The sequence below is a fragment of the Bacillus sp. Marseille-Q1617 genome (assembly GCF_903645295.1).
Classification (GTDB): domain Bacteria; phylum Bacillota; class Bacilli; order Bacillales; family Bacillaceae_B; genus Rossellomorea.
In genome coordinates, this window is sequence record NZ_CAHJXM010000001.1 from 2,115,865 (window position 1) to 2,136,496 (window position 20,632).

17 protein-coding genes and 1 pseudogene are annotated in these 20,632 nt (G+C 41.5%); 6 read left to right on the forward strand and 12 right to left on the reverse strand.

The features are described from left to right. Window positions 1-108: 108 nt before the first annotated feature. From HWX64_RS10610 to speD, 3 genes are all read right to left on the reverse strand, one after another. Complete coding sequence (locus tag HWX64_RS10610; protein ID WP_175989412.1) at window positions 109-1,206, reverse strand: PRK06851 family protein; 1,098 nt, start codon at window positions 1,204-1,206, stop codon at window positions 109-111. Between the two features lie 577 nt (window positions 1,207-1,783). Beyond that, window positions 1,784-2,581: a TIGR00266 family protein gene (locus HWX64_RS10615; protein ID WP_175989413.1), complete on the reverse strand. Its 798-nt coding sequence runs from the start codon at window positions 2,579-2,581 to the stop codon at window positions 1,784-1,786. Window positions 2,582-3,110: 529 nt separating this feature from the next. After that, window positions 3,111-3,926 carry an adenosylmethionine decarboxylase gene (gene speD / locus HWX64_RS10620; protein WP_175989414.1) on the reverse strand — a complete coding sequence of 272 codons (816 nt, stop codon included), beginning with the start codon at window positions 3,924-3,926 and terminating at the stop codon, window positions 3,111-3,113. A 196-nt stretch (window positions 3,927-4,122) separates the two neighbouring features. On the opposite strand from speD, the gene HWX64_RS10625 reads away from it, so the two are divergent. Next, window positions 4,123-5,253 (forward strand): CAP domain-containing protein, encoded by a 1,131-nt coding sequence (locus HWX64_RS10625; RefSeq protein ID WP_175989415.1) that lies wholly within the window; start codon window positions 4,123-4,125, stop codon window positions 5,251-5,253. 51 nt (window positions 5,254-5,304) lie between these two features. Here the strand turns inward: HWX64_RS10625 and HWX64_RS10630 are convergent, their stop codons facing one another. The 4 genes from HWX64_RS10630 to HWX64_RS10645 all read right to left on the reverse strand — a co-directional run bounded on the left by HWX64_RS10630 (window position 5,305) and on the right by HWX64_RS10645 (window position 10,224). Continuing rightward, window positions 5,305-6,021, reverse strand: a complete 717-nt coding sequence (locus HWX64_RS10630) for a DsbA family protein (protein ID WP_175989416.1) — start codon at window positions 6,019-6,021, stop codon at window positions 5,305-5,307. Window positions 6,022-6,096: 75 nt separating this feature from the next. Then, window positions 6,097-8,673, reverse strand: a complete 2,577-nt coding sequence (locus HWX64_RS10635) for a helicase-related protein (RefSeq protein WP_175989417.1) — start codon at window positions 8,671-8,673, stop codon at window positions 6,097-6,099. Between the two features lie 228 nt (window positions 8,674-8,901). Further along, window positions 8,902-9,357, reverse strand: a complete 456-nt coding sequence (locus HWX64_RS10640; RefSeq protein ID WP_175989418.1) for a CoxG family protein — start codon at window positions 9,355-9,357, stop codon at window positions 8,902-8,904. A gap of 81 nt (window positions 9,358-9,438) precedes the next feature. Next, a complete protein-coding gene (locus HWX64_RS10645; RefSeq protein WP_175989419.1) occupies window positions 9,439-10,224 on the reverse strand; it encodes an HAD family hydrolase in 786 nt (261 codons plus the stop codon). Between the two features lie 170 nt (window positions 10,225-10,394). Between HWX64_RS10645 and HWX64_RS10650 the strand changes: the two genes are divergently transcribed. Beyond that, window positions 10,395-10,691, forward strand: a complete 297-nt coding sequence (locus tag HWX64_RS10650; protein ID WP_175989420.1) for a DUF948 domain-containing protein — start codon at window positions 10,395-10,397, stop codon at window positions 10,689-10,691. 532 nt (window positions 10,692-11,223) lie between these two features. On the opposite strand, the gene HWX64_RS10655 is transcribed toward HWX64_RS10650, so the two are convergent. The 4 genes and pseudogenes from HWX64_RS10655 to dcuS form a co-directional block, all read right to left on the reverse strand. Then, window positions 11,224-12,126: an AEC family transporter gene (locus HWX64_RS10655; RefSeq protein WP_175989421.1), complete on the reverse strand. Its 903-nt coding sequence runs from the start codon at window positions 12,124-12,126 to the stop codon at window positions 11,224-11,226. Between the two features lie 69 nt (window positions 12,127-12,195). Continuing rightward, the gene (locus HWX64_RS10660) at window positions 12,196-13,518 is read right to left on the reverse strand and encodes a 2-hydroxycarboxylate transporter family protein (protein ID WP_175989422.1); all 1,323 of its coding nucleotides are present in this window, start codon (window positions 13,516-13,518) and stop codon (window positions 12,196-12,198) included. A 191-nt stretch (window positions 13,519-13,709) separates the two neighbouring features. Continuing rightward, a pseudogene (locus HWX64_RS10665) lies at window positions 13,710-14,420 on the reverse strand (response regulator). Next, a complete protein-coding gene (dcuS, locus tag HWX64_RS10670) occupies window positions 14,413-16,014 on the reverse strand; it encodes a DcuS/MalK family sensor histidine kinase (protein ID WP_175989423.1) in 1,602 nt (533 codons plus the stop codon). Before dcuS ends, HWX64_RS10665 begins: the two are co-directional and overlap by 8 nt. A 168-nt stretch (window positions 16,015-16,182) precedes the next feature. On the opposite strand from dcuS, the gene HWX64_RS10675 reads away from it, so the two are divergent. Next, window positions 16,183-16,833, forward strand: coding sequence for an MtnX-like HAD-IB family phosphatase (locus HWX64_RS10675; RefSeq protein ID WP_175989424.1), 651 nt, complete (start codon window positions 16,183-16,185; stop codon window positions 16,831-16,833). Window positions 16,834-17,121: 288 nt separating this feature from the next. On the opposite strand, the gene HWX64_RS10680 is transcribed toward HWX64_RS10675, so the two are convergent. Then, window positions 17,122-17,601 (reverse strand): FixH family protein, encoded by a 480-nt coding sequence (locus HWX64_RS10680; protein ID WP_175989425.1) that lies wholly within the window; start codon window positions 17,599-17,601, stop codon window positions 17,122-17,124. A gap of 295 nt (window positions 17,602-17,896) precedes the next feature. On the opposite strand from HWX64_RS10680, the gene HWX64_RS10685 reads away from it, so the two are divergent. From HWX64_RS10685 to HWX64_RS10695, 3 genes are read left to right on the forward strand one after another with little or no spacing between them, the layout of a single operon-like run. Then, window positions 17,897-18,562, forward strand: coding sequence for a response regulator transcription factor (locus tag HWX64_RS10685; protein ID WP_175989727.1), 666 nt, complete (start codon window positions 17,897-17,899; stop codon window positions 18,560-18,562). Further along, entirely contained in the window at window positions 18,559-19,971 is a 1,413-nt protein-coding gene (locus HWX64_RS10690) for a cell wall metabolism sensor histidine kinase WalK (protein WP_175989426.1), read from the forward strand. Before HWX64_RS10685 ends, HWX64_RS10690 begins: the two co-directional genes overlap by 4 nt. After that, window positions 19,964-20,563 (forward strand): SCO family protein, encoded by a 600-nt coding sequence (locus HWX64_RS10695; protein ID WP_254871093.1) that lies wholly within the window; start codon window positions 19,964-19,966, stop codon window positions 20,561-20,563. The genes HWX64_RS10690 and HWX64_RS10695 overlap by 8 nt, the downstream gene beginning before the upstream one ends. The last annotated feature ends 69 nt before the right edge of the window (window positions 20,564-20,632 follow it).

Genomic DNA, 20,632 nt, shown 5'->3' on the forward strand with positions numbered 1-20,632 from the left:
TTTTTATTTATAATTGATCTTGATTAAATAATATACCTATACGGGTATATTGTCGATGATTTGTATGTAAAAAAATCACGCGGATGGAGCACGCGTGATTCTCCTATATCAATTCGATTCAACAATGGAATTTAACTTATTGAATATCTCCTCTTTTACCTGATTGACCTTGTTAAAATCCATTGCGTCTATATAAATGGCCTCTAGAGTTTCACGGAGAGCCTTTGCTTCACTCAAATAGGAAATCGCCTCTTTCATTTTATCCTTATAACCTTTAGTGGTCCTTGCGATTTCGCCTTCAAATTTCTCATCCGTTCCTGGAGTGATGCACCTTTCATACATATCGATGATTTCATCACTATCGCGGTCCGGAAAGTATTCATGCGGGGCTGTACTGTCAAATATGGCAATACCCTGTTCACGGATGATGACCATATCTAAACTATTTGGATCGAACCCGCAATGGTATACCTCCACATCGAACCCTTTTTCCTCACCCGCTGCAGCAATCTTCTTCAGCATAGTCGACTTACCTGAACCTGCACGACCCTTGATGAAATACCTTTTCTCTACATCCCGGGTTAAATTTTGTATATAGTCAACAGCCCCGTTCGGCGTTGCGGCACCCAAGAAGCGATGAACCACTTTTGCTTTCTTATCAAGAGATGCATTCTGATAAAATAATGAAATCAACTCTTCTGTTAATTCGTTCGCTTCAGCAAAGTCCATATTGCTAATGTAGATTTCTTCGATGTCATCATGTGCATCAAGTGCTTCAGCAAAGGTTTCGTAGGCTTCCTGAAATTTTCGGGAAATTTCTTCGTTCAACTCGAGGATCTCTTTTTTGTGCTTCGCCAATTCATCCGAATTCCAAGCAGCGCCTAAATTTACATACTCTTCAATCACACCCGGTGCATTCGGTTCGATGATATGCGGTGCAGTGCCATCTACAATTCCAAGTCCCCATTGAGGCAGTATCACCCCATCGATCGACTTGTTATCTGAAGCACAGTGTAAGTACTCTACGTCGATTTCCTTTTCCTCAAACCTCTTTCCAATATCCTTCATTAAGGACGATTTGCCTGTCCCCGGTCCACCCTTTAAAATAAACAATCGGTTCAAACCATCCAGTACCGAATCATATAAGCTGTAAAAGCCTTTCGCCGTATTGCCGCCTGCATAATAATGTCGTACGATCCCTGACATAAAACCACCCTTTCCATTCCATCTAATAAAACTTATGACAAAAAGAACAAATGGGTGAATGACCAAGAAATGCGGAAGGGCTTCGCTCAGAGGCGGGTGGCATAAGACGAGCCGGATATGAAGGAGGATAAGGTATCCTATGAATCTAAAAATTACCAACTGTTAAAGGAAAATTTTTCCGTTAATTTGCCGAAGCTCGCTTGAATAGGGGTAAATAAGGGGTAAATTTTCTTCTAATCTTGCACAGATCCCCCATTTCACTGTTTTTTAAGTAAATAGAAGTAAAACTTCCCTTTATTTTAACTGTTTTCCGTTCGATTTCTTCAATAAGGGAAATTTCTCCCCTTATTAAAATCCAATGTTACTGCTTCTTTTATCTGGCTCGAGGGGTTCCGCTTTTGTTCACTTTGTCGGGTAAGATTTCCTGTTAATGCATCTGCATGTGTTAAAAACACTGTAATATCAATAAAAAAAGAGACTCCAATTCGTATTTCGAATTGCGTCTCTAGTTAGTAATTTAATTTTTGTTTTTGTACTCAAAAACCGAACCTGTTAGAAAAAGTATGCTGTCTTAAATTTAATCATCTCCGTTTAAGAAATCCCCGATTCCGCCTAATATACTTCCTTCCCCTGTGGATTTCCCTCCGCCAGGTGCATTTGCATAAATTCTTTCAGCAAGTCGGCTGAAAGGAAGCGATTGGATCCATACAGTGCCGGGACCGCGCACCGTTGCGAAGAACAGACCTTCTCCCCCCAGGAAAGCTGACTTGATTTTGCCTACATACTCAATGTTATAGTCCACGTCTTTTGTCATGGCAACAAGACAGCCTGTATCGACTCTCAGCAATTCTCCAGGCTGCAATTGCTTTTTATGTATGGTCCCTCCCGCATGCAGAAATGCCAGACCGTCTCCTTCGAGTTTTTGCATGATAAAGCCTTCACCGCCGAAGAATCCGGTTCCTAATTTCTTTTGAAAATCAATGCCCACAGCAACGCCTTTCGCTGCGCATAAGAATGCATCCTTCTGGCAGATGACTTTTCCGCCTAATTCGCTTAAATCCACCGGGATGATCTTACCGGGATATGGAGCTGCAAAAGAAACATGTTTTTTACCGCTTCCCTCATTCGTAAATACGGTCATAAATAAACTCTCACCTGTTAACAACCGTTTACCGGCACCCACAAGTTTTCCAAGAAATCCGCTTCCTTTTCCCTCTTGTGCCCCGTCTCCAAAGATCGTTTCCATGCTAATGCCATCATCCATCATCATCATGCCTCCCGCTTCAGCGACGGCACTCTCTCCCGGATCAAGTTCTATTTCAACAAATTGCATGTCATCCCCATGCAATTTAAAATCAATTTCATGTGAGTTCATGATAATCCTCCCTTTGATTGGCTTCTAACATCATTATACAGATTGTATTCGTTAAATGGGGGGGAATATCTTTCTCAATAAAGAAAAATGTAGCTTGGACAAAAGTGTTTTAGCCTAAGTAAAACCCGAACTAATTCGCCATCTAGCTGGCAAGTTAGTTCGGGTGTTTAGTTTAAATGTTTATTAAGAAATTAGCTCTTTCCAGCGATTGATTGGAGTGCAAGACGAAGACTCCTGCGGGAAGAGTAGCTAATAAGAAAAGCGGAAGGGCTTTGCTCAGAGGCGTGTGGCATAAGACGAATCGGTCACGAAGGCGTTCTTTGCCTTCTTGGACGGTTTGACTTATGACATGTGCCTCTAAGCCCTGCAGCTAGACAAGTGAGACCCCGCAGGAACGCAGTGACGAGGAGACTCACGGGCTAGCCGCGGAAAGCGAAGTCTTGCACGGAAATCATTAGCGGCAATAGAGTCTATACTGAATTTGTTCACTTTATGTGGTCTTTTTTAGTTTTGTCCCAGCCTCATCACCCTAGTATGGATTGTGAATGTTTTTTCCGTAAAAGATTTCATCCATTTCCATTTTTAATTTTTCGGTTATTTCTTTCGCTTCTTCCTTATCAAGTTTTTCCTTCGAATATCCGAACAGATAATTATTTAAGTCAAAATCTTTTAATTTACATTTTGTATGAAAGATATTCTGAGGATAAACATTCACATCGATCATATCGTACTCATCTTTAATCTCTTCAGGTATATAGTTTTGTATGGAATTGATATCATGGTCAATGAATAATTTACGTCCGTTGATATCACGTGTAAAACCCCGGACCCTGTAATCCATCGTCATGATATCGGTATCAAATGAATGAATCAGATAATTCAATGCTTTCAATGGTGAGATCTCACCGCATGTCGATACATCGATATCTGCACGGAATGTACTGATCCCTTCATGGGGATGGTATTCCGGATAAGTGTGTACGGTAATATGACTTTTGTCCAAATGCATGGTGACGGATGACGGAAGAGGTCCCGGTGACTCATCGAAATGTTCAGTCGGAACTTCTACGATCGGCCCTTCTGACACCAGGATCGTCACGCTGGCACCTTGAGGGACATAATCCTGTTTTGCCACATTTAAAACATGGGCCCCAATGATATCAGAAACATGTGTCAGGATCTTTGTCAGTCGTTCGGCGTTATATTGTTCATCAATATATTCTATGTATGCTTCACGCTCTTCTCTCGTTTTCGTATAGCAAATATCATACATATTGAAGCTGAGAGATTTAGTCAGGTTATTGAATTCATGCAGCTGGATTCTTTCCTCGTGTGTTAGTTTCATACTATAATTCCCCTTTATGTTTATTTCTCGGACTGGAATAGATCTATTTTTTATGTTACCCATACAAAACTATACTAAAACTGGTAATTTGGATTGAAAAGATGTCAAATGGGGTAAATACAAACGAAAAGTTTCCCTTTCGTTTTTTATCCTGAATATTTTTGGGTAAAATGGAGGATAGAATGGAGTGTTAATCATGAAGCGATTACTTATGCTTATCGTTGTCATACTACTAGCATACGGCACTAAGCCGGTTTGGGAAGAAAAAGTACATGCAGCCGGTATAGACTCTATGCTGTCTAAAATAGAAGAAATGAAAAACAACCCCAAAGTACAGGACGCCTTTGATCAGTTTTATAATGAAGTGAACCTGCTATTGATCAAATTGGATGAGTCATTCCGGGATTTAGAAAATGCAGAACACGACCTGAAGGGAAAAAACATCGATAAACCTTCCTTATCTGCTCCTGATCATCAGGTATTTTCCATACATAACCTAGAACTGGGTGATACCCGGACTGCCGTCGAAAAAGAGCTTGGAGCACCTGATCGAACATCACTCAATGAATATGGCTCAAAATGGCATACCTATCATGAAGAGTATCAAAATTTCTTCATGGTTTCTTATGATGAAGAGCAAAAGGTAAATGGTTTATATACGAATCAGGACTTACTGACCTCATCAACCGGAATAAAATTGGATAGTCCAAAAAAAGACGTACATGACCAACTGGGTGAACCGTTGGAGAAAATCCGAAAAGGACTGACGGTGTACCAGCTGCAAAACAATGGGGAACATGAAGTTTTTCAAGTCGATGGCAGCTTTGTGACCGTTTTTTATGATAAGCATGAAAAAGATACAGTGACCGCAGTACAAATCATTGATGATAACCTTGAGCAAAACAAGAAGGGGTTTTATACGGAGCCGGATCCAAAGCTCAAAGAAGGATTTGAGCTTCAGTTATTCGACCTTACCAACGCAGCCAGGGTGAATCACGGCTTGTCTCCACTTATTTGGGATGATCAGGTCAGAGAGACTGCCCGAAAACACAGCCTGGACATGGCAGAACACAATTATTTCAGTCATACCAACCTAGAAGGGGATTCTCCTTTCGACCGTATGGAAGAAGATCAGGTTGCATTCAGGACAGCCGGGGAAAACCTTGCATATGGACAGATGAGTTCCATCTTTGCTCATGAAGGATTAATGAATTCAAAGGGTCACAGGGAAAATATCCTACAGTCACATTATGAATATCTAGGAGTGGGGGTTGCCTTTAATGGGGATGCACAACCTTACTACACCGAAAATTTCTTTAGCCGATAAAGAGAAAAAGCAAGTGGGAAGATCGAATCCCACTTGCTTTTTTATCGTATCTCATTCTTTATCATTCGGAACTTGGCATCCATTGTCATCACACTGCATGCCGGGCTCTCCTGTCACCGTTTGCAGTGGCGAATGACTGTTTTCTTCTTCCCAGACCTTTTGCAATGTGCTTTCAAATACCTCTGCAGGCTGAGCACCGGAAATTGCATATTTACGATTAATGACAAAGAATGGGACTCCCTGTACGCCTAACTGGCGGGCCTCACTTTCATCAAACCGTACATCCTCTGAAAAATGTGATCCACTCAATATTTCCTTCACTTCTACAAGGTCCAGTCCGATACTTTCAGAGATGGATAAAAGAGTTTCTTTATCCCCAATATGCCTGCCTTCAATGAAATGGGCTTTAAACAGGCTCTCAGCCATCGACGCTTCCAATCCTTTAGATGCTGCAAACTTGGCTATTCGGTGGGCATCGAACGTGTTAGTCGGGATACTGTCGTCAAAATTAAATTGAATCCCTGCCTGCGCACCCTGCTCCATGACACCTTTGGACATGTTTTTGGCTTGTTCGATGGATGTTCCATATTTTTTTGAAAGAAGCTCATACACATTCATATTCATTTCAACTTCAGCCTCTGGATCAAGCTCAAAGCTCTTGTATTCAACCTCTACATCATGTTTGAATGTATCCAGTGATTCTTCGAGCCTGCGCTTTCCAACATAACAAAAAGGACATACAAAGTCAGACCATACCTCTATTTTCATATTCGTCACCTCAAATGAACTATTTATAACCTATATTAACAAACATACAATAAGTAAGCTTTTATTTTGCCCATCTTACTTACTCCCCCGCCTTTCCCTTCTCTTGCGATTCAACGCATGGCAGCGGTCGCAGATAGGGAAACCAAAGTTAGGCGGAAGTTTTTTTCCGCAATGCTTGCATGTTTTTGAAATACTCCTCACTTCCGTCCTTAAACTCTCATGCACCCCATCGGCGATCTCTTCTCTCGTTCGCTCCCAATAATAGGCTTCGGTCTGCCTTCCTAACCGATAAAGCAGCAATAAGTGAAGTCCCACCGCTTTGTATGAAATTTCTTTCTGTTCAAGGTTCTTATTGTTAATATCGGGCTCCGGAAGCTCTTCATCATGGACGATTGCATACATGGAATCGAGCCATTGCTGAGTGAGTCTGTTTTCTTTCTTTGAAAAAGGAAGATGTAAAAATCCGTATAAATCAGTAAGAGAAAGTCTGGCTTCTATCTGGGTACCCCGGATGAGATCATACAGCTCTTTTTCTTCTGTTAAAGAAGCTTTTTCTGTGCCATACGGACTTTCAAACCGATCCCATAATTCGAAAAAGGTATCCATATCATGATAATAGCGCTGGAATCGTTCAAATACCTTGCTTGTAGGCGCTATTGCAAATGTTTGCAGGGATGGATCTTCCTGGTTCAGAAGCTGCGACATTCTTTTTATATCCTTGGTAAAGGCTACTTTTCCAATTTCATACATGCCTTTTCGACCGGCTCTTCCTGCGATCTGCTTTACTTCCTGAGAAGTAAGCAGCCTTCTTCTCGTCCCGTCGAATTTATCGTTTTCAAGAAATACGATCCTTCTGATGGGAAGATTCAACCCCATCCCGATAGCGTCTGTGGCGACGATCACCTTCGTTTTTCCTTTAATGAATTGCATCATTTGTTTCTTTCTGGTCTCGGGAGGCATGCTTCCGTATATCATACTGACTTTGTGGCCGTTATTCTGCAGTCTTGAAGCTGTATCCAGTACTTTTTTCCTTGAAAAACAAACCAGGGCATCCCCCTGCCGTGCGTGTTTTAATTTGAATTCCTTCTTTTCAACTTGTAAAGGTATCTCTCTTTCATAATTGTGGATTTCTACTTGATCTTCTCCCACTAATTCCAAAAGCAGACTGCGTACGTTCTCACTTCCGATGATATGGACTTCCTTTGCTCTCGCTTTCGTGATCGCCTTATACCAGGAGAAGCCTCTATCCTGATCTGCAAGCATCTGGGCCTCATCGATCACGACCACTTCATATTCATCTTTTTCATGGAACATTTCAACTGTGCATGCAACATGGCGTGCCTGCTCGACCTCTTTTTCTTCCTCTCCTGTCTTGAGATTGCATGGCACACCCTCACTGTTTAACTTATCAAAAACTTCGAGTGCCAATAAACGTAAAGGGGCAAGGTAGATCCCGCTTTCTGCACCTTTCATTCGATTTAATGCCTTATGTGTTTTCCCCGTATTGGTTTCTCCGATATGCAAAACGTATTTAATGCCTTTACTGTAGGACGGACTGTATTCCTGACCGAATATGTCTTCGAGAATACGTGCCTCTTCTTCTTGTTTACGCTTTAACAATGCCTTCTCTTCTGCTTCACGTTGTTCTCTTTTAGCAATCGATTCCTTATAAACTGAAAGGTGGGCCTCTGCATCAAAAGGCATATCTGCAAGCTGCACCAAATCAATGACATATTCATCCTGAATCCACTTGAAAAAGAGAGATTTTTCCTTAAGGAGGACAGGCTGGGACCAATTAATCAACCGCTCTTGAGAGAGTTCCTCCCCGAATATCCCCTGATAAGAAACAAGGATATCAGCAGGAAGGTTTTCACATACAAAAGAGGTAATAATATGTTCTGTATAATATGAGATAAAACGTTCATAAGGAAAATAATACGTTTCATATTCCCAAAGGTTACGTTCCCATTGTTCACTTTTCTTATGAATGGAACCTGTGAATTCCGTTAGGATATCCGAAACGGTTTTGAATACATGGCTGCTGAGAAACCCTTCTTCTTCTAACTTTTCCTCGAGTGCATAAGGTTCCATTTGCTTATATTTCGGCTTAGTATTCATATCACTTATTAGCTTTTTGGCGAATAAGTACCTTAATTCGATATACCAATTAAGTTCCTGTGCCTCCACTTGTTGTTCGAGAAAATAGAGAATGTCTTTTTGGACACCTTTTCTTTTAGAAGCCGTCACCTTTTCTTCCATCTCTGTGACATAACGTGCCCTCGCCTGTTGATGCCGCAATTTCCACTGCTGTTCATCAGGAGCATGATCAATCACCCATTCCTTAACTTGAAAAGGGTGTTCATTTCTTATTTCATTTCGGAACATTTTATTCAAGAGCTTTTTATCGACGCCTTCAACGTCGTATCCCTTACTTCTCAGAAATGCTTTTTTATGGCTTCTGAGAACATTATTCGTTACTTTGTTCAGCCAGGTATTCAACCAAATCTGATGGAAAAACTCACTTCTTTCAGAAAGATAGTCCTGGAAAGAAGGACACTCCTCATGTGAAGCCAGATAAAGTGAAATATCCTCTTCAATTTTAACTTTCGTTTCCTCAATCGCTTTCTCCCGGATAGAGTCAAGGTTTTGCATGATATAACCCCTTTTTTAAATCTTACTGCTGCTAGTTTATGTATTTTTAAAGTTATTTTTCATGTGGCGGTGGCATATTTTACGTAAGCCAAATTATACCTTAGCATAACCTATGTTTTTTCTGAGAACAACATCTCATGTTTATATGACTGTTTATTGAACACTGTATAACATTTTTTTAAAGAAAGAACCAACGGATTTATACCCGCTGGTTCATAATGGTCTGCTTTAACGGCGAGCAGAATATCTTTTTTGTATTTCACTGACGACATTATTTGTTAACTCTTTTGTCATGTCAGGTACCGTTTTTTCAATGATTGGGCTAACCAATTTTGTCATCGAGCTGTATGGACGTATGGACAGCCGCCCTTTTACATTTGTCTGGGACCCCGACAGACTGCTTGCTTCAAAAGAGCCGTCACCTGAAAACTTTTCGTTTATCCCCGTCAGAGTAAAAGTTACTCTGTTGGGCTTACTCCATTCCTGGATTTCCACCTTGGCATGGACCTTTTTCTTAAATAGACCAGTATCGACCTTAAACTTCCATTCCGATATTTCATCACTGATGATTTTATGGTTTATATATCCGGGTGCCAGTGGGGCCCAATGATCAAGAACGCTTACAAAGTCCCACACATCCTCGATCGCTGCGTCCACCACCATCTCATGAACTCCTTCTCCCATCCGTGCGCCTCCTTCAATGTGGCCATAAGCCATTATGCAGTGCTCATTTTATGAGATATGGACATCAAATATGTAAGTCTTCTAAAATTGCTTAATTAAATCAAGAAGTTCAGTCAGTTCCTTGATTTCATAATCAGGGATGACCTCTGAAGGCTTGCGGTCATAACGGTTGATCCATACATTTTTTATACCTGCCCGCTGCGCCCCCTGGATGTCTGTCATCAGGTTATCCCCGACCATCATCACATCTTCTTTTCTAAGTGAAAGTCTATCAAGAGCGTGAAGAAACATAGCGGTATCCGGTTTGCCTTTACCGATTGCTCCCGAAATCACGATTTCTTCAAAATAAGGAATCAGTTCTTCTGTCATTTGTAATTTCAGGTGCTGCAGTTGAGGAGAGCCATTGGTTAAGAGAACTAAAATGTATTCGTCTTTTAACGTATTCAATACATGGAAGGTATCTGGATAGACAAAAGGATGATTCTTTCTTTCAACCCTGAAACGTTCAGCTAATTCCTTCCCCAACGCTTTGTCGTTTACCCCAAGACTTTCAAGGCCGCCAGTCCATGCTTGTTCGCGATATACAGGCACGATTTCCTTCATTTTCAGAAACTGCTCATGATGTTCATCGTGAAATTCTCCCCACAATCCTTCAAAAGGATTGATCCCGATCATTTGTGTGAATTCATATGTATCATATGAGGAATATAATTCCCTTGCCGTTTTCCTTACTTCTTCTTCTAACTTGAATGGATTAACATCCACCTTTGTACTGGCGTATTTACATGTTTCATCGAAAGCACTTTGGATGCTTTTGGAATCCCATAATAATGTATCGTCCAAATCAAAGAATACAGCTTTTACCATTCTCTTTCCCTCCGCTCTCTTTAAACTTATCAATAGATTACTAGCTCCATTCTGTTTAGTAAAGGGATACACAAAGAATATGCTAATAAGAATACAAAAATCAGTTATTTTTAATGAAAATAGGGAAAATAAAAGAACATCAACTGAAATCATACAGAGGTGAAGAAAACATGTGGATCGTTTACATCAGTATCGCGATTGTGATTGCAGCTCTAATCATGCTCGTCACAAGCATATTAAAAACGCTCAAAACCACCCGTCCGATCATCAATTCAATTAATCAGACAGTCGACAACATGCAGACAAATGTAAATCGAGTCACTGCAGAAACCGACCAGCTTCAAACCATTCAAGGAGAAATCCAGGAAGACATCCAAATGAAAAAAAGCTCCATCATGTATACCGTGGAAGAAGCAAAGAGAACCCCTGAAGTTGCGAAGAATTTTGCAAAAAGCATGAGAAAGTAAGAGAGAATATCATCCTGAAAACTCAGGATGATGTTTTATTCCACTAATGTTTACATAATATTATTATGATAATTCAACGTATTATTGTATTCCTCTCACTCTCTTGGACAATACTTGTTTGAATTTTTTCTAAGTAAAACCAGAACTAATTTGCGCTATATGAGGCAAATTAGTTCTGGTTTGTGGATTTGCTTATAGTACAATGAGTTTTTAGTCCTTTCCAGCGGTTGATTGGAGTGCAAGACGAAGACTCCTGCGGGAAGAGTAGCTTATAAGAAAAGCGGAAGGGCTTTGCTCAGAGGCGTGTGGCATAAGACGAATCGGCCACGAAGGCGTTCTTTGCCTTCTTGGACGGTTTGACTTATGACATGTGCCTCTAAGCCCTGCAGCTAGACAAGTGAGACCCCACAGGAGCGCAGCTCCGAGGAGGCTCACGGGCTACCCGCGGAAAGCGAAGTCTTGCACGGAAATCATTAGCGGTATTAAGAGTCTAAACAGAAATTGTTCTTCTTTGTGAGAAGAATCCTCTTTTTCATGAAACCACTGCCAGCATAATCGGAATCGTTATGATGCTCATCAAGGTGGTCACCAGCGTACTGGCGGATACTAAATCAGGTTCCGTATTAAACTGTAAGGAAAACATCGTGGTATTCGCAGCAGTCGGCATGCTTGCCAAAATAATAAGAATCGATCCAAGCATCGGGGAAATAGGCAGAAAAGAAACCACGACGAGAGCAATGAGCGGTGAAGCCACCATCCTCATAATAACGATGAATGATAATGCACCTCTTTCCACCTTTTTACCACCCAGGGTAGCCAGCTGCATCCCCAGCACCACCATGATGACAGGAATAGTCGCCTGTGAAATCAGATCGATCGTCTGCTTCATAAACACTGGGACATCCAGTTGCAGCAATTGAAAACCCAATCCCATCATAGCACCGTGAAGAATCGGCATTTTGACAATCTTCATCCAGATCTCACTGGTGTCCCTTGTTTTCTCACTGCCGCTCACCGCATAATACAGACCGATCGTATTCATGAGAAATGACTGGATCACCATCATGATGACCGCGTAGCGAAAACCAAGTTCCCCAAACGCAAACAGGATAATCGGTACACCATAGTTACCGCTGTTCATAAATACACCTGAAAGAATCATGGCCGACACTTTCGGTTTAGGATAATGTCTGATTTTAGCCACGATTTTAATAGAAATAATGAGTATTAGACAAAGAGCTATACAAAAGAGGAAAATATAAAGATAATCCATATTCAGTTCATTCTCGTAAAATGTCTTGAATGCTAGAAATGGATACATTAAATAAATGGCCATTTTTGAAATCGAATTGATTTCGAATCCGAGTTTCTTTTGGCCGATATACCCAACCGCAAAAACCAATAATGCAGGCAGTACTATCAATATGACGTTCATTTTTTGTCACCACAATCCAATGAAATGAGTCAGGCTTGACTACTGGAGTCAAGCCTTAGTGTATCATATTTACAATAAAGGTATGATCAGCCCGGCTAATAGCAGGATCAGTGCGCCGCCAAGGCGTGATGAAATCTGCGCAAACGGCATGAGCTCCATTCGTTTTGAGGCGGATAATACGGCAACATCTCCCGTACCTCCCATATTGGCCATACATAAGCCTGCCGTGATCGCTGCTTCGATCGGGTAAAAGCCAACCAGCTTACCTAGGATCCCCGCCCCGATGATCGCACCCAGCACCACCCCGAATACGGTTAAAATATATTGAAGAGTCAGAGCTTCAAGAACCGTGTTCAGGTCCGTATAAGCAACTCCGATTCCAAACAATAAGGCAAAAGTCCAGTTACTGGCTACAAATTGGTACCACTGACTTGCCCCCTCTACAACATTTTGAGGGATGATATTTGAAATCTTTGCTGCCGCTACAAGAATGATCATGATGGCATATGGATGAAGCGGAAGAACAGTGCCAAGCAAAGTCCCGACTGCAAAAAACGTCAATGCTGCAAGTAATCCGACTCCCATTTTCTCTACATTATACTTCTGCTTTGTTTTTTCATAGGTGAAGCCTTTCATCAATTGTCCGTTTCCGCTCAGTGAAGGAACTTTCTTTCCGATCATATCCAGTACCGAGGCTAAAATGATGGCGAATACATTTCCTAATGCAAGAGCAGGCACAAGCATTGAAATATAGTAGCTTGGATCATTTCCCATCATCTCAGAATAGATTTGACTCATGGGGACAGCTCCCGCTCCCATTCCGCCGCCCATGATTGGCATCGTGATTACAAGAATGGCTTCTTGCAGCGTAAACCCGACAATGGATCCGAGTAATCCGGCGATGATGACAGCTCCTGCTACAGCCCCGAATATCGGCAGGAAATATCTAAGCCCCACTTTTACAAGCACTTTTGAATTCATCCCTAAAATACTTCCAGTAATCAATGCAGCGATATAAAAATTTAAAAATCCGCCAGATTTCATGAAGTCAGTCATCGAAGTGACCGTTGCTTCCGGAAGTAAACCGGCGTATACCATAAAAGCAGAACCAAAAATCGCAATGATTGCCCCTCCACCTAGAAACGTTTTCACGATAGGTGTCCGGTCTCCTGCCCAGCCCAGCAATTCACCGAGCACCATCATGACAAGCAGTGTTCCAATCATTCCCCCTGGAAGATTTCCAGTATACAGACTTACGAGAGTGATCGCTGTAAAGACCAGAAACCAAAGAATCGGCATATTGAAAATTTGCAGCGTTTGATCTTTCGTAAATGTCACTCTTTCTTCCACTTTCTCATCCTTGTATGAGAGTGTTGATGTTGCTTGTCCCATCTCATTCATCCCCTTTGCCGTATTTAATCCTTTCCTGACTGAACATTTCCCCTTAAATGACTTACCTCTTCTCGACAATCCTCGTAACCGCTTACAATGTATTTCAATCTTATGAAAATACTTTTAAGTTTCATAGATTTTGAAACTATTGTTTGCTTTTTGAAATTAAAAAAAGCAGCCGAATGGACTGCTTAAAGGTAGTTTTGTAGTCGTGAACTGTTTAATTTGTTAAACGTGTATTGATAGACCGGCCTTCCGATTCCATAAATCAAGGTTTCATCCACCACCCCGATATCCTTCAGGAACTTAAGGTATTTCCTGATCGATACCCGCGAAATGGATGTCACCCCTGCAATATCATCTGTTGAAAACGACTTTTCCCCAAAGCTGAGGATCTCCTCGCAAATTGCTGACAGCGTACTATTTGTCAAACCTTTAGGAAGTGGAGTCCTCTCCTCGGATTCTTGAACCTCTTTCAACAAAAGCAAATCAAGTTCTCTTTGATCGATGTTCGTTTGATTTTGAAGCACTTTTTTACTGTGACGATAAGATGTTAAAGCTTTTTTGAATCGTTCAAACTCGAAAGGCTTAATCAAGTAGTCGACAACCCCCATCCGAAGAGCGGTTTGAATGTTTTCCACTTCGGATGCCGCCGTAATGAGAATAACATCTGTTTCTTACTGTTCCTTCCGGATTTGCTCCAATAAGTCCATACCGGTTTGGTCCCCGGGCATGTAGACATCCAGCAGAATCAGATCAACCGTATACTCTTTCAACTTTTCCTTGGCATCTTCAATGGAGTTTGAAGTTCCTACTAAATCAAAGCCCTCAACACCCTCTAAATACGTTTGATTGAACCTGGCCACCATTGGGTCATCTTCAACTATCAATACCTTAATCATTCCCTTTCCCCTCCGTATAAAAAGCTCGTGCAATCATGGTTGTACCCGATCCTTCCTTCGATTCCACATACAGGTTCCCATCCAGCTTATCCAGGCTTTCTTTCACTAGGAAAAGTCCGTAACCTCTTCCTTCTCCTTTTGAAGAATATCCTTTGATGAATATATCTTCCATCATTTCCTCAGGAATTCCTATCCCGGTGTCCGTAACAATCAGTTCAAACTGTCCATTCCAAAAAGATAGTTCCATAAGTACCTCTTTTACAACACAATCCCCCGCAGCTTCAATGCTATTATCCAACAGGTTCCCGATCACCGTGATCAATTCATGCGTAACAGCCGGGTCACTGGGTTCGGGGATAATATCATGACAGTCGATGGTCAATACTACGTTCTGTTCTCTGGCATAGCTCAGTTTCCCCATGATAAATCCCGCGAGAGCAGGCTCTTTGACCTTTGAAGAGACGGTAGTCACTTCATCTGCGCGAAAAGAAACAAGCTCCGTTATGTAACGGTCCAACCGCTTATACTCTTCCATCTTCACCAAGCCCAGAATCACATGCAACTTATTCATGAATTCATGGGATTGGGCCCGAAGTGCTTCTGCATAAGACTTCACCCCGGTCAACTGTTCAGCCAATTGATTCACTTCCGTCTTGTCCCGGAAGGTAGAAATCGCTCCGACGACTTCATCATTGACAATTAAGGGAACACGGTTCACCAGGATTGATACCCCATTGATCGTTTGCTCCTCATCCAATTCAGGTGTTCCTGTTTCCATGACTTTTTCCAGCCTGGTTTGAGGCATATATTCTTTAATAGGTAATCCAACTGGATCGCTGCTTAGCCCTGCTTTATTGAATATCCTCAAAGCAGATTTATTCACTAATGATATCGTTGTATCTTTATTTACGGCCACTACCCCTTCATGGACCGATTGAAGCATTGTGTTGCGTTCTTCTAATAGTTTCGCAATCATAATGGGCTCCAGCCCAAACAATATTTTCTTTATATACCTGGCAATAATAATGGCCCCAATGATGCCGACAATGATCCCGATGATGGATCCCACTAAAATATTCCGGTGGCTTTGATTTAGTGCTTCTTCCACCCTATTCAGAGAAATCCCTACCGCTACAGCTCCGATCTGTTGATTATCTTCATTATATACGGGAGAGAAAGCCCTTACTGATTTCCCCAATGTCCCCTCTGAAATGGACAGACTTTCCTTACCTTGCAGTACTTCCTTCTCGTCTCCGCCGACGAAGTGTTTACCGATCCGTTCAGGATTAGGATGAGATTTTCGTATTCCCTCCATATCCATCACCACTACGAAAAGAACTTCTGCTGACTTTTGAATATCAAGTGTGTATTCTTGTATACTATCTTCACTTTTTTCATTCTCTAAACCATCCTTTACAATCGTCGAATGGGCGACCGTCCTGGATACGATCTTTGCTTTTTCTTCAATGGAAGACTCGATGTTCTCATTAATTGTTCTGGAAATGAGTAAGTCGGTCAGTACAAGCGATACCAGGACAACGATGCAAACGAATAGGATGATGATTGTACTTAATTTAAGCTGCTTCTTTTTCACAGGAGTCACTCCAGAATTTATTAGTATGATTATTTATTTTACATGATTTAAGTGTGATGGACAGAGCATTATTCAAAAGGCGGATTCTTGCACTTTCCCATAAGGTGATTTAGTATAATCAGTCATAAGGCATTGGTGAGAAATGCATATGATGCTGGAGGTTTCAAAATGAAAAAGTGGGCATTTGTTTCTGATTTTGACGGTACGATCACAAAAAAAGATTTTTATCACATCGTTATTGAGAAGTATTTTGAAGATGGGAAAAAGCTTTATAAGCAGTGGAAATCCGAAGAAATCAAAGATATTGATTTTCTGGCGGCTGTTTTCAGTTCCATTGATCAGGAGGAAGATATCATTATTGATGATATCAAATCAATCGAGATCGATGAAGAGGTCCCCTCGTTCATAAGAAAAGTGCAGAAAAGCAATGGTGATTTTTTCATCTTAAGTGCGGGAACCGATTATTATATCCATCATCTGTTAAACCATCATGGTGTAGAAGGAGTAAAAGTGTTTTCAAATGAAGGGTATTATAAAGATAAAAATGTGCACTTGAATATTGACAGCGGCCACCCTCATTATTCCGAAAGATATGGAATAGATAAAGAAAAAGTGATTACTGAACTGAAAAAAGAATATGAGAAAGTTTACTTCGCTGGAGACAGTGAACCGGATTCGCATCCGGCAAAGGCAGCAGATCTGACTTTTGCTTTTTCACAGCTGCAAGAACTCCTGAAAAATAAAGGATTATCCTATGTAAATGTAAACAGTTTTAAAGAGATTGAAGATCACTTGCAGAAAAAGGGCATTCTTGACTGATTTTCATTAAAAATGCCCTGAGCTTTACGATTCCCGTTAAAAAGTAGTATACTAAGAATGCCTCTCCCGAACATTCGCTTGTTGCGGGACACTTAACCACTGTACGGACGGGAGAGGCCTCGAATATGACAACCCATGCTTCAATGATTCCGACACGGGAAATCATTGAAGTTTTTTATTTATATATCAATAACGCAAAAAGCACCTGCCTCAGGCCACGATAACATCGTACGTGTGTATGGGCAGGCACCTGTTCACTCTTGAGGGTCAGCCCCTCAAAAACAATTTTTAATGTTGATGGTCATTTTCATTGTGATCATGGCTTGTTTCTTCTTCAAGCAATTTCAATTCTTCCTCGGAGACAGTCCCTGCTAGTATGTGCTTGATTGGCATGACGTGCATATCGCGTGCTGTGACGTGAGTCTGCACGTAGTAGATTCCGTCTTCTTTAAACATAGTTTCCACTTGGTAGATACCGTCTTTCATATATTCGGCTTCAATCATTTCACTATCGTCCTTGTTGCTGCCTTTCCATATTTCAAATTTGACTTCATCAGCATCCTCTACGTTTTCGTCTCCTTGGCTCACCTTAACTTTCAGGTTTGTTTCCTGATTAAGGGAAACTTCTTCAGGTGCCATGATTTCAGCTTTGACTTGTTCAGGCATCGTTTCATTACTGTCAGGTTTATCCTGATCACTGCCTTCCGTGCAGGCCGACATGATCATGATACCAGTCAGCATAGTAAGTAACATCATAAATTTCTTCATTTTCTTTTCCTCCGATCAACCTATTTTCTATCATCCAGGTTCAAATACTTGCGATAATAAATGATCTAACAATGTACTAATGTACAGCTTCAATTCTATCCCCAAGTCTCACCTTCAGAATTATCATAATAAAAAATTGTGAAGAAAGAATGAAGTATCAATACCATTATCAAAGTCCTGACCATCTGCCTTTGATTATTTGGCCTACTCACAAATACTTCACATTTTTACGGTATAATAAGCTACGATAAAAGTAAAAGGGTTACTAGGAGGCCAGTAAGAGATGAGCACGACCGTGATGATCATAGATGATGAAGAGCAAATGAGAAGCTTAGTTCAAACCTTTCTGCAAAATGAAGGATACCAAGCAGCAGAAGCTGCAAACGGTATGGATGCCCTGCAAAAAATCCGCCGGACTCCACCAGACCTTTTATTGGTGGATGTCATGATGCCATATATGGATGGCTTTTCTTTTGCCGAAGAATTGAAGAAAACGCATGATATCCCCCTCATATTTCTAACTGCGAAAGGAGAGGAATGGGATAAAGTGCACGGGCTGCGCTTAGGAGGGGATGATTATATCGTGAAACCCTTCCACCCGGGTGAATTGATCGCAAGAATTGAATCGGTTTTACGAAGAGCAAAATCTGCTGCAGTACAACCTGACTCCTTTAGGGCAGGTCCCCTAACGATCGGCGTGGAAACACATTCCGCTTTCCTTCATGGAAAACCGCTTTCTCTGACCTTGAAGGAATTTGAATTACTGCTGCTATTGATAAAAAATCAAGGAAAGCTCTTCACCAGAGAACAGCTTCTTCATTTGGTATGGGGTGATCACTATACAGGAAGCGAACGTACAGTGGATACACATATCAAAACAATACGTCTTAAGTTAAAAAATGATGGACAGCTCATTCAGACTGTGTGGGGTAAAGGATATAAACTAGAGGTGCCGCTTTGAAAAAACAAAAGAATTCATTAAGTCAAAAGGTTTTTCTCCTGATCCTTGGGAGTATCGGGACGACCATCCTTTTTTCTTTCTTCTTCCTTCATTTTCTATATAAAGACTTGTACTTGAAAAGCATTCGGGAATCTGTCCTCCATCAGGGTGAGAGTACGGCTGCCCATTATCATTATGGCACGTTGAACGAAGAAATCATCGAAAAGATTCACTGGTTCAATATTGTTTCTGAGTATGAGGTCATCGTTGTGAAGAGCTTTGAGGAGCTTGACGAGCACTTTCCCTATCATATCGACAACAAACCTCTCCTCAGCCAGTCAGATCGATCAAGGCTTTCAGAAGGAAAATCCGTTTTGAAAGAAGGATATGTAGAAAGTTTCGACCGGGATATTGTCAGTGCCGTGTTCCCTATACAAAGTGAAACCGAATTAATCGGACTCGTATTCATCTATGTTCCGCTTGAGGCAATGCAGGAAGTCTTTCAAGCAAGCATGCCGATTTTGATCCTTGCCGGTGCAGTTTATTTTATCCTCCTTTTCCTGGTGGTCAACCGGATCCGGCAATCATTGTTCAAACCTCTGCACGACATGCAGAAGCTTTCTCAGGAAGTGGCAAAAGGAAACTATACCCACAGACTCCATCCTGCCGAATATGATGAAGTCGGACAGCTTGCGGAAGCTTTCAATATCATGAGTTCGTCACTGGAAGAACAAGAAACACGAAAAAAGGAATTCATTTCTAATGTAGTCCATGAACTCAGGACGCCTCTCACTTATATTAACGGGTACACAGAAGCCCTGAAACAAAATATGTATTCAACAAAAGAAGAAGCCGATAGTTACTTGACTACGATCCAGCGGGAAACAGACCGTCTAAACCAAATTGTCCATGATTTGATCGACTTAAATTACCTGGAAGAAAGCCTGTATGTCATCAATAAAGAGCCGATCGCCGTCGCTCAACTCCTCTATGATACCCTGGATCTCTTTACGATCCGCCTATCACAGAAGCAACTCCAAACAATCGTAAACATTGATGAGGATATGATCATTCTCGGGGATCAGAAACGGATGGAACAAGTCTTCTATAATCTTGTGGATAACGCGGTAAAATACTCACCGGAAAATGAAACCATCATGATTGAGCTGACCAGGAAAGAACACCAAATGGTTTTCAGGATTAACAATAATGGATTGACGATCGACCAAAAAGACCTGCCGCGGCTCGGTGAACGTTTCTTCCGGACCGACAAGGCACGAACACGGTCGACAGGCGGGACAGGTCTGGGTCTGTCGATTGTGAAACAGATCATCGCTCTTCACGGTGGAACGATCACCTATAACAGTGATGCAGAATCAGGTACGGAGGTTCTGGTCGTGATGAACTTAATGGAGGATACTCTTGATTAGACAAACAATGGATAAAGAAAAGAGGTTTATCATGAAAATCGTATACATCCCTCTTCTCCTGCTCATCGTATTGCTGACGACGGGCTGCGGAATCGACAAAAACAAAGAATATCAAATGAAGCCGTTCACTTTTACCGACCAGAACGGAGAGCCTTTCGGAACTCAATACCTGAAGGGGAAAGTATGGATAGCAGACTTCATCTTCACAAGCTGTGAAACCGTATGCCCCCCGATGACTGCCAGCATGTCGGCATTGCAGGAGGAAATGAAGAAAAAAGGGATAGAAGTGGAGTTTGTATCATTCAGTACCGATCCCGAAATTGATACACCGGCAAAACTGAAAGAATTCAGTGAGAAATTCGGTGACAATGGCGGCAACTGGCATTTATTGACGGGATATAAACAGTCAGAGATTGAAACATTCGCCAGAGAGGAATTCCAGACACTCATCCAAAAACCTGAGTCATCTGACCAGGTCATCCACTCCACCAGCTTTTATGTCATCGATCAGTATGGCCGAATAACGAACAGCTTTGGCTTTCAGAAAAGTCACTTCGACGAAATCGTGCGGGAAGTTGAGAAGCTGCAATGATCACTGGTTCGGTGAATCGTTGCTTGTCCAAGTCGAGGCAAGTCTTGCCTGCCCACTGGGTGTATGTCT